At 41.4% G+C, this 10,605-nt stretch carries 10 protein-coding genes and 1 tRNA gene; 2 read left to right on the top strand and 9 right to left on the bottom strand.

Going from position 1 to position 10,605, the window contains the following annotated elements:
• Positions 1 to 244: hypothetical protein (locus FWE37_07720; GenBank protein ID MCL2520865.1), on the top strand; the 244-nt coding region annotated here is incomplete at its 5' end.
• Between the two features lie 43 nt (positions 245 to 287).
• On the opposite strand, the gene FWE37_07715 is transcribed toward FWE37_07720, so the two are convergent.
• Complete coding sequence (locus FWE37_07715) at positions 288 to 1,133, bottom strand: hypothetical protein (GenBank protein MCL2520864.1); 846 nt, start codon at positions 1,131 to 1,133, stop codon at positions 288 to 290.
• 129 nt (positions 1,134 to 1,262) lie between these two features.
• The gene (locus FWE37_07710) at positions 1,263 to 1,559 is read right to left on the bottom strand and encodes a hypothetical protein (GenBank protein MCL2520863.1); all 297 of its coding nucleotides are present in this window, start codon (positions 1,557 to 1,559) and stop codon (positions 1,263 to 1,265) included.
• 230 nt (positions 1,560 to 1,789) lie between these two features.
• Here FWE37_07710 and FWE37_07705 point away from each other — a divergent pair.
• Positions 1,790 to 1,862, top strand: a tRNA-Met gene (locus tag FWE37_07705).
• A gap of 118 nt (positions 1,863 to 1,980) precedes the next feature.
• On the opposite strand, the gene FWE37_07700 is transcribed toward FWE37_07705, so the two are convergent.
• The 7 genes from FWE37_07700 to rlmKL form a co-directional block, all read right to left on the bottom strand.
• The gene (locus FWE37_07700) at positions 1,981 to 2,994 is read right to left on the bottom strand and encodes an aminotransferase class I/II-fold pyridoxal phosphate-dependent enzyme (GenBank protein MCL2520862.1); all 1,014 of its coding nucleotides are present in this window, start codon (positions 2,992 to 2,994) and stop codon (positions 1,981 to 1,983) included.
• An 80-nt stretch (positions 2,995 to 3,074) separates the two neighbouring features.
• On the bottom strand, positions 3,075 to 4,313 hold the full coding sequence (locus FWE37_07695; GenBank protein MCL2520861.1) for an FGGY-family carbohydrate kinase: 1,239 nt from the start codon (positions 4,311 to 4,313) through the stop codon (positions 3,075 to 3,077).
• Entirely contained in the window at positions 4,313 to 5,542 is a 1,230-nt protein-coding gene (gene prs / locus FWE37_07690) for a ribose-phosphate diphosphokinase (protein ID MCL2520860.1), read from the bottom strand. Before prs ends, FWE37_07695 begins: the two co-directional genes overlap by 1 nt.
• Before the next feature lie 25 nt (positions 5,543 to 5,567).
• Positions 5,568 to 6,404 (bottom strand): MBL fold metallo-hydrolase, encoded by an 837-nt coding sequence (locus FWE37_07685; GenBank protein MCL2520859.1) that lies wholly within the window; start codon positions 6,402 to 6,404, stop codon positions 5,568 to 5,570.
• A gap of 6 nt (positions 6,405 to 6,410) precedes the next feature.
• Positions 6,411 to 7,121: a uracil-DNA glycosylase gene (locus FWE37_07680; protein MCL2520858.1), complete on the bottom strand. Its 711-nt coding sequence runs from the start codon at positions 7,119 to 7,121 to the stop codon at positions 6,411 to 6,413.
• Positions 7,096 to 8,232 carry a hypothetical protein gene (locus FWE37_07675; GenBank protein ID MCL2520857.1) on the bottom strand — a complete coding sequence of 379 codons (1,137 nt, stop codon included), beginning with the start codon at positions 8,230 to 8,232 and terminating at the stop codon, positions 7,096 to 7,098. The genes FWE37_07680 and FWE37_07675 overlap by 26 nt, the downstream gene beginning before the upstream one ends.
• Positions 8,225 to 10,330 (bottom strand): bifunctional 23S rRNA (guanine(2069)-N(7))-methyltransferase RlmK/23S rRNA (guanine(2445)-N(2))-methyltransferase RlmL, encoded by a 2,106-nt coding sequence (gene rlmKL / locus FWE37_07670; GenBank protein ID MCL2520856.1) that lies wholly within the window; start codon positions 10,328 to 10,330, stop codon positions 8,225 to 8,227. Before rlmKL ends, FWE37_07675 begins: the two co-directional genes overlap by 8 nt.
• Positions 10,331 to 10,605: the final 275 nt, after the last annotated feature.

Genomic DNA, 10,605 nt, shown 5'->3' with positions numbered 1-10,605 from the left:
TGTTAATACCACCATTGGGGTGGCCGGCGATGGCAGCTCTTTAATTACCTCAGCCGGTTGGTTAGCCACCTTAGGCGGCCAAGCGCCTTCTTATGAATACGGCACAACCGAGTTGTCAGGCATTAACAATGCTGCTCAGCGGGTAAACTGGGCTACCGTCTTAAACAGCCCTTTTATTGGTGATATGCCTTTAGTGCCGGTCTCTTTCTTACGCGGGAATGACGGGTGGAACCCCATTAGCTAAAATAAATTTTTATCAAGGCCGGCCTTAAAAAGCAGCCGGCCTTTTAATTAGTAAAACGCCTGTTACTATTAGCTGCACCAAAAGTTTGCCCGCCGGTAACCACTACAAACCAGCTGCCATCGGGCTGGCGGCTTAAGCTGCGGGTAGCGGTGGTACCGGCGCTATCAATAACATATAAATTTAGCTCGGCTATCGCCTCTTCAAGCTCATCAGTTAGCTGGAAGCTCCCGTTACGATAAGCCACACCATCTATTAAAACGGCCGTCGCCGCCATATTTTCGTACAAAGTTAAAACGGCCCCATTATTAGGCAAACCTACTAACCCCGGCCAGCGTAAATTGCCGTTATGGCGCGGGTCGTCATTATCGCGGGCTTGTATTACCAAATAATCACCGGCAGTTACCACCATATCGGGTAATACAAAACCGGCTGTATGGTTAGCGGCTGTGCCCAAATAAAGGGCTATACCGGCTAAATTACCACCTTCTACTACATAAAGCTCGATACGTTCGGGCCAAACGGCGCTATGGATAGGGGTAATTTCATTAAAAATTAATTTAGGTAAATTATCATTGTAAGCCATAAAACTTACCGCAAAATGTAAACGATGACGGCCCATATTCTTGATACTCACAGCTTGAGCGCTAAGCCGGTAAAACTGCCCTATCTGCATAGGGCCGGTAAATAAAATACGATTGTTATTAACGGTAAATTCCTGCGGCGGATAAAGTGTTACCTCTTGCAAGCTAACGGCCGCAGTAAAGTTAAGCTCAACTTCGTACGGTGAAAGCACCTTAGCCTCAATAATTTGCGGAACTTCGCTAATAGCCACCCTACAGCCGGTAAACAAACCGACAGTTAACAATAAAATTGTAATAAGTATCTTCATAAAGTTTTTGCAGCTATAATTTATAGCCGGCTTTATTTACTACGATAAACAAAACAAAGTAACCCAGCTATAAACTTTTACAAAGCAACTGGATTACCTATAAAAAATATTACTTAGTCAAGCACTGCCTTAATTTAAGCTGCTACGTGCCTTTAATAAGCGAATAATTTCTTCTTTAAAAGAGTGGCTAACCGGCTTAGCCAGCTCGTGGTTCTCCCCTAAAATATCTATAACTAATTTGCGGGCAGCGTTTAGCCATAAAGCTATATCATCTTCGCTAAAAAATAATCCTTCGCTAGCTACTATAAGCCCTTTAGTAGTACCGTCTTTATTTTCACCAGCTAAATAGGTACGACTAGCCTCTGCAAACAACAGCCCTTCTCTAATCATTTTAGATAACTTAGTGTATTCTACTTCTTGTTTCATTTTACATACCTCATTAAAAACTTTAAAGTTATTATAGCATTTTAGCCTATTTTAATCTAGGGTAAGCAAGCTATATTTTATAGTAAAGGCAAATTGACAAATTGTAAAGTAAATTTTTGATAAATTATTATTAGATAATTGCAATACATAAAAATACCATTTATTTATTCTTTTTTGCCGTTTTAGCTTGACAAAATTAAAAAGATGGGATATTATGGCAACACAAATAACGCAGGGTAGAGCAGCTGGCAGCTCGTTGGGCTCATAACCCAAAGGCCGAAGGTTCGAGTCCTTCCCCTGCTAAAACCTCTCATTATGAGAGGTTTTTTATTAACCTTAACTCCCACCCCTTAACAACAAAAAAAATATTTTCTTTTTAATTCTTAACTCTTCACTATCTGTCAAACCTTTCGTTTTTGTCTCAACTAACGGTTTTAATAGCCTCGCAAGCTTTAGCAATATCACTGCCGCTTACATCTAGATGGGTTACCATTCTTATACGTTTTGGCCCCATCGCAAAACATAATATGCCTTTATCTTTTAACTTAGCCACCATCTCACCGGCCGGCCCTTTGGTAACGGCAAAAATAATATTAGTTTCGGGCTCACATTCGGCCTGCGCCCAGTCACTTTCATTAAAGGCTTTAGCTAATAATTGGGCATGGTTATGGTCCTCAGCCAATCTCTCTACGTTATTCTCTAAAGCATATAGACCGGCCGCCGCTAAAACTCCCGTTTGCCGCATACCGCCACCCAGCATTTTACGCCAGCGTAAAGCCTTGTCAATAAAGGTTTTATCACCGCAAAGCACACTGCCGATAGGCGCTCCTAACCCTTTACTTAAACAAAAAGTAATAGTACCGGCATAACTGCTAATTTCTTTAACACTAAGGCCGCCGGCCACTGCGGCATTAAAAATGCGCGCTCCATCTAAGTGTATGGGTAAGTTATATTTATTCGCTACTGCCGCTAAGCTTTCTAACTCGGTTTTACTCCATACCGTGCCGCCGCAAAAGTTATGACTATTTTCGATAATAATCAACGATGTTTCTTCGTTGTAATAAGGGACAGCTTTATTAATTTTTTTTTCTACGGCTTCGGCCGTTAATATACCACGCAAACCGGCTATAGTTACCGGCTTAGCCCCCACTATGGCCGAAATACCGCTTTGCTCGTAAATCATGGTATGGGCGGCTTCGTGCATAAGCACCTCTGTACCACGCCTTGCCAGCACCATAGCAGCCAGTAGGTTCCCAAACGTGCCGCTGCTAATAAGCAAGGCGGCCTCTTTACCGGTTAAATAGGCGGCATATTCTTCCAGCCGGCCGGTAGTAGGGTCTTCGCGGTAAACATCATCACCTACCTTTGCCGCCGCCATTAACCGGCGCATTTCGGGGCTGGGTTTTGTTACCGTATCACTGCGTAAATCTATCATTTTAATACCTCTTCTTTTTAATTAATAATTAAGAAGTATTCATTAAGAATTTTTCTATTTTACTTCTTAATTTTCAACTCTTAATTAGGTAAATACGTTTTAGTTACCTTGATAAGCCGGCCAGCTTCGTTTAAATTAGCGTAGCGGCCTAACTCTATATAGGCTATTATAACATTACCCAGCAATTCTGTAAATGTTTCTTGCACACTAACACAGGGTATTCCACAGCAATTAGCTTTATATTGGTTAAGCCCATTATTTAGCGCTGCTCCGCCGCTTAACCTAAGTTCCGTTAAATTAGGCCAAAGCTTGACTACTTTCCCAAAACCTTCGCCGTAAAACTTTAAAGCCATAGCTGCCTGTTGAAAAGCCGAACAACCGTTAATTAGCTGTAAAAAATTATTAAAATTAAAATCATTGCTAAATACACCAAAATTATAATCGTTTAACCTAGACGGCAACTCCGTATCATCTATTACCGTTAATAACTCGGCAAAAAAATTATCATCGTTTAGTTGTAAGCTAGTTTTAAAGTAGTCAAAGTAATCTTTATAGTTAAAAATTAACCCGGCATTATAAGAGGTCGCTATTGCATGCGGAAAGCTGCGCCAATTTAATTGATTGGCAGATGGCAAACTAGCCTTAAATGGTATTAAAAAATTTAACCCTTCACTGCTGCCGTTACGGTTACAGCCAATATCAGCGCTAAGCGCCCCGCTGCCTACTAAAGCCGCTAAAAAATCGAAGGTTACACTTACCACCGGCAGGCCTTTAACAAGGCCAAAGCTGCCATTAGTAAGCCTAGACTCTCTATGATAAAAAGGGGCAAATAAAGCTTCATCAAAACCATAGCCGGCTAGCTGCGCTTTATCCCACATAAAGGGGATATAACGTTTATCATGCATAGGTAAGCTGGTATAAAGCTGGCCGCTTAGCAGGTAAGCTAAATAATCACCTAAAGTTAAAAAGCAAGCGGTTTGCCGATAAAGATGGGGTTGCTGCTCTTTAAAAGCCAAAATTTTAGGTAAAAAGGCCGATGGTAACCCCGGCAGTCTCTGCTCGGCAGCGTAGTAATATAAAACAGTTATTAATTGGCCGTGCTCATTTAAGGCCACTAAAGTAGGAGCTTGGCTGCTAATAGCAATGGCTTTTATCGCCGTAGTTTGGTAGCCGCTGGTAGTTATAAAAGTTTTAATGGCCTCAAAGTTAAAGGTATTAACCGAGCAAGATAAAGCTTGCCTAGTAAAAGCTAAAGATTTAGCCCCTTCGTAAAGGGCCAGCTTTAAGGTGCTGGTACCTATATCGATAGTTAAAATCATTACTTACTTAATAATAAATCTTGGATAAGTTTATCACTGTCAAATAAACTGCCCAGTCCATCACTGTTATTTAAACGCCTTACCACACTGGCAAACAGCGGGCTAACATCGGCGCTAATGTACCAGCTGCGGCCAAGTAATTTATCGCTGTGGCTTACGGCATTACAGCCGATTATACGATAAAACAACCCATCTTGATAAGCTTTATCAAATTGCTCAATCGCATCGGCCGTAAACAGCGGCAGGCTAATGCCGATAATTACCTTAGTTGCCCCCATCTCTTTCATTATTTGCAAAGCTTTAATTAAAGTGCCGCCCGTGCCCAGCATATCGTCAACGATAAACACTGCTTTCCCCTTAACATCGCCCAGCATACGCATAGTACTAATGTTACTTTTATTAGCATCGCTGCTAACTATACTATAGTCGCGCTCTTTATAAAGCATAGCCAGTGGCCGTTTAAGGTTATTGGCAAAAAATTTGTTACGGTCAACGGCGCCGGTATCGGGGGCTACCACCACTAAATCTTCTTTTTCAGGGTCTATTAACCCTAACAGTTGCTCGGTTATTTGGTAGCTGGCATATAAATTCTCTAGGTGCAAATTTTTAAAGGTATGGTCTATGTCTTTAGAGTGAATATCTAGGGTGATAATGCGCTCTACCCCCATATCTTCCAAAATTCGTCCCACCAAAGCGGCTGTTAGTCCCTCACGGCCGGTTTTTTTATGTTGCCTAGCATAAGGATAAGCCGGCAGCACACAAGTAATACGGGCCGGCGACGATACCCTAACGGCATCGATGGTAGTAAGCAAAGTTATTAAGTGGTCGTTTACATTATACTCGGCGGCTTCGCTGCCATAGTAGCTGGCCGGCATGGTGCCGTAAACATCTTGCACAATATAAATATCGTACTCACGGATAGTAGAGAGAATTTCGGTTTTAATTTCGCCGTTGGCAAAACGGGTAAAACGCGTTTCTATCTCGAAGTTAGGCTCACGGTAGGTAATGTTTTCTTCTTTTACCTCGCTGTTACCACTGGCTAAATCGTTAGCGTAGTTATAACTGGCTACAATTTCGCTTTCAGGAACATTATAAGCCTTAGCCATCGCCGTCATTTTATCTAAAAACCGTTTTTTGGTTTGCCTTTTTAAATGGGTTATTAATTGCTGAGTAAATACATGGCTGCCCGGACAGCTAATAATACCTAATGGCCTATTGTTTACCGACATTTATACCTCTCCCTTTTATATTTTATTAAGCGCTGCTTAATTGCAAAGTACCGGCGGCATTTAGCGCTTTATCTGCCCTCTCTGCCGCATAAAACTCGCCGGCCATAAGTTGGTTACGCGGGCAAATGGTAATATGTGGCTCTAGGGGGCAAATAGCCCCAAATTCTTCTTTAAGTGTTTCTATACTATTATTATTTTGCGAAAGATGACACAAAAAAATACGTTTAAACTGGTTATTACTCAGCCTAATAATAAAATTAGCCGCATCGTAATTAGATAAATGGCCGCGCGCTCCGGCAATACGCGCCTTTAAAAAGGCCGGATATTTCCCTTGCTGTAACATAACGGGCGAGTAGTTACTCTCTAAAAAAAGCACATCGGCGCTTTCGGCATAGTCGTACATACAAGGAGTAAGCCGGCCAGTATCGGTAATGAGTAAAAAACGGCGGCCCGAAAGCTCGATAAAGTAACCCAAACTAAAAGGGCTGTCGTGGCTGGTATCAAAAGCTGTAAAGTTTAAATCGTAATAATCGTTACTGTAAAATTTGCCTGCTTTAATATTCCAGCGTTCAAAGCCGTAGCCGGCAGAAGCCTTAATAACGGCTTTATGGTGCATAACTACTGGTATATTTAAATGTAAGGCCAACTCGGCTACCCCGCTGCTGTGGTCGCTGTGGTCGTGGGTTAAAAAAATATATTTTAATTTGCTTATCTCAAAACCTGCTTGGTTTAGGCGCCGGTATAGTTCGTTTAAACGGTAGCCATTATCAATTAGAATAGCGGCTCGGCTATTTTCTATAATATAAGCATTACCTTCGCTGCCGCTGCCTAATACGGCATAACGCACCTCTTCGTTTTGCATATCCCTTTATCCTCTTTGCCCGCCATTTAAAATATTACGCAGCATTTTTAAATCTTCCCATACCGGCCGTTTTAAACTTTCGTCGTTTAAAACACTCACCGGGCTATAAGTTACTACCAAAGGAATATGATGGTGACTAAAAGGCCGCCCGCGTAAATTGGCCACACTCTCGGCTTTACCGCTAATAACCCTAGCTAAAGCTACTCCGCATGCTAAAATAGCCTGCGGCTTTAAAAGCTCTATTTGTTTAAAAAGGTAACCGGCACAAAGTGCGGCCGCTTCCTCGCTAAATTTAGGACTATAACACTTTACTAATGTACTAAAGTAACAGTCGGCGCGGCTTAAATTGATGGCCTTAAGCCATAAATCGACAAATTGACCCATCGCCCCGCTAAAAGGCTGGCTTAGCTCGTTATCATCGGCCGAAAGACTATCACTTAACACCAGCAGCTGCGGCTGTGTATTCCCTGCTCCTACTATAGCATGGCCTAGCGGCAAACTGCAAGCTTTACAGCTTTGTATAATATTATTTAGTTGGCTTAAATTATCAGCCTCTATCTTTAAGTTGGGGGTAACAGCCGTATGAGCTTTAACCGCTTGAGGGACTGCCGGCCGGCTTAAATCGGCCTCGCTTAAGGGCAGCTGCGTAAGCCTTCCTTTAGTTACATAACTATTAACTAACGATATAAAATTATAAAGACTTAGTTTGTTGTTCATTATTTAAATTACTTAGTTGAATAGCGGCCCCAGTAAGCTTAAATTGCCCTTCCAGCTCCCAATCCAGCAGCGAATCGCTTTGATAAATTTCGATGGCAGCCTCAGCTTCCCCGCTCATTAAGTAGCTTAAGTTGGTACTTTGCGGGATAGGATAATTTAAAGCCAGTAAGCTGCTTTGCTTTACCTTAAGGTTACACACTAACTTTTGTTTGGCCTTTACGGCCTCTAATTTAATAATTAAGTAATTATCTTCGTTTTTTTGGTTAAAGCTGTAAAAATAATTTTTATCCTGAAAAACAGAGGTAAAGTTATAAACTTTACCATTATAAGTTAAATTGATAAAATACCTAATACCTAAGTTGTGTTTACTAAAAGTTAAGTTAGCACGCATAATAACTAAAGCAGCCTCTTTAACTTCTTCATTATTGGTAAAACTAAGTTTACCGCCGTAAAGTTTAAACCATTCGCTAGGAAAACGGCTGCCCCAAGTTTTATCTTGGTAACCAAAACTGCCGCCGCTTTCTACCCTAAATTCGCGGTTATTAACCGTTATATGGCCGCTCACTAAATTTTTAAGGCCGGCTGCGTCCCAATAAATATTAGATAACCTTAAAAACCTCGCCACTTTACCGGTAAAGTAACCTAAATTATAACTAAAGGGCTTAGTCATTTTTAGTTCCCAGCTAACGCTGCCGGCTTTAGCTAAAGCAAATTTATTAGTTGGCCCCTTATCATCGCTAACGATACTACCGCGTGTGCTATTTTCTAGGCAAATATTATTGCCAAAACGCAAGCTTAAAATACGTTTACTTACCGAAACCGCCTCTTCGCCGTAAAGTTCGGCGGTTACCACACTCTTAGGGCCGGCTAACAAACAAGCGCGTACCATAGCAAAACTATATAACTGCTTACTTAGCGTAGGCCCTTCTTTTTTCTTTTTACCGGCATAAGGATTAAGCCTTAAAAACTCGATAAAAAAAGGCAGTTTTTCACCACTCTCTACATCAATACCCCAAAAGAAGTGATGCCAAAGCTCAAAGCCCTCACGCAAGAGCGAGCCTTTAAGCAACGAGGCATTACGGCTTTCGCGACGCGGTTTACTTTTACCCATTATTCTCCTTTATCTGTATCTGCCACAGGTGATGCGCCTCTTTAAAATCTTCATCATGGCTGCTAAGTTTTTTTACATTATAGTTAGTAAATAAACTTTCGGCCAATACAAATTTTTTAAAATGCACCGAAAAGTACAACACTCCGCCCTTGTTAAGCCGCTGCATAGCCAGCCAAATTAATTGAGCATGCTCTTTTTGCAAATTAAAATCTTGCCTCATTTTGCTGTTGCTGTAAGTTGGCGGGTCTAAAAAAATTATATCGTAACGCTCTTTATTCTGGTATAAAAAATCGCGCACGTCGGCTTTTACCAGCTGCGCTTTGTTTAAAGGTAATTGGTTTAAAGTTAAATTATCTTTAGCTAGGGCTAAATAACGGCTACTGCTATCTACCGCCGTTAGTCGGTTGGCGCCGCCCTTTAAAGCGGCCACATTAACTGAGCCGGTATAACAAAATAAGTTAAGCACGCTTTTGCCTTGCGCCTCATTTAATAACCGCCGCCTAAAAGGGCGATGGTCTAGATACAGGCCGGCATCGATATATTCATTAAGGATAACTTTAAAACGCATATCCATTTCGCTTACCACACGCTCTAATTTGGCCCCTTCATTTTTTACATATTGACCCAACTGTCCCTGCCTATGCCGCAATTTAACGATAATTTGCCCGCGGCTAAAGCCGGTAAGCTGCCTAAGTAAGTACAGCAACTCGCTCAACCGCCGTTTAGCTGTTTCGGGAGCAATAGTATTGGGAGCTTGATATTCTTGCACTACTAATATATCACCGTAAAGGTCGCAGGCGGCGTTATATTCGGGCAGGTCGGCATCGTACAAACGGTAGCTGTTACTTTGCCACTGTTTAGCCGCCAATTTGTTTAATAGTTTATAACGTTTAGTCAGCCTATTTTTAAGTTGCTCGGCACTGGCCGATAACTCCTCTGCTTTCACTTTATCGCTAATAATAAAGCGGGCAAAGTAACGTTTATCGGCCCCATTAAAAAAACTATTTACCCTAGTAGCTTGCAGATTGAGGTTAGCCAGCCGTTCTTCCTCGCTTAGTACTAAAGCTACTTGCCAATTTTTAAAGTTTTGCTTTAAATAGTGCCCCAGCTGATTGTATAAATTAAAACTATCTTCTTCGCTCTCTAAACGTTTACCATAAGGCGGGTTACTAATTAATAACCCTTGTTCATACGGAGCTTTAAAACTTTCAAAACTTTGGTTAGCTAGTTTAATATTTACCCCTAACTCGGTTGTTAATTTTTTAAAAGCCGCTTCGCTTTGGCTTACAGCTTTTTTATCTTTATCTAACCCTATGATAGGCGGACAGTCGGCTTTATGTTTATCATAAAGCAGTTTAGCTTTAGCAAGTTCGTTGCTTAAAAGTTCGCCCTCAAAACCTAGCCAATCTTCACAGCCAAATTTATCTTTTAATAAACCCGGTGCCATTTTAGCAGCCAGCATATAACCCTCTGTTAAAAAAGTCCCACTACCGCACATAATATCTAATAATGGCAGGCCTTCAGCGGCCAGCTTAGGCCAGCCGGCACGTAAAAGCAGGGCGGCAGCTAAATTTTCTTTCAAAGGGGCTACGGCGTATTTATCGCGCAGTCCCCGCCGGTGCAAGCCGCGCCCCAATTTTATTGTGAGGGTAAAATCATCACCATCAATATGCACCCCCAGCAGCAAACCTTCGTTACTTACCTGTGGGCGGCTTTCGTTATTTCTAAAGTAATCTACCACAACATCTTTTAAGAGTAAGGCCATAAAGTTAGGCGGAGCAAAACCTTGCTTAATTTTATTTGCCTCGCAGCTAAAGCTGGCCAAAGCTTTAATATGCTGATGCCATTTAATTTTAGCCGCTTCTTCATAAAACTGCTCGCGGCTTTGGGCACTAAACTCAGCCACCACCAGCTCTATGCTGCTGGCCAGCCGGCTATTTACCAGCATACGGTATAAAAAAGCTTTATCGGCTATACTATTAGCCGTTACATATAAACCTGCCCTTAATTTAGCTTGCAGCTTGGCCCCTAAGCTTTCCAGCTCAGTTTGTAATAAATCTTCAAAATAAAGCGGGCAGCTAACTAAATACTCTTCCACCCTGTTAGTATGCCATTTTTACCTTAACTTGTCAAAGGGCAAATATCACCGGTAACTATCCGCCTATAGTCCCAATAGTATTTATCGATGGCTAGCTAAATCTAACTTTTCCCCTTAGCAAAAAATATCAAAAAAAATTAAACTTTCTCCTCAAGTGAAAAAACAGTAACCCGTAATTGAGTAGTGGTAACTGAAAGGTGAAAGGTGAAAGATGAAAGATGAAAGATGAAAATTAAGAATTAAAAAGCTATCCACTTTCAGTTATCACCTTTCAG

Source organism: Spirochaetaceae bacterium (assembly GCA_009784515.1).
Lineage (GTDB): Bacteria > Spirochaetota > Spirochaetia > WRBN01 > WRBN01 > WRBN01.
Note: the sequence above shows the minus strand (reverse complement) of the source record. Positions and strands in the feature narration are given on the sequence as shown.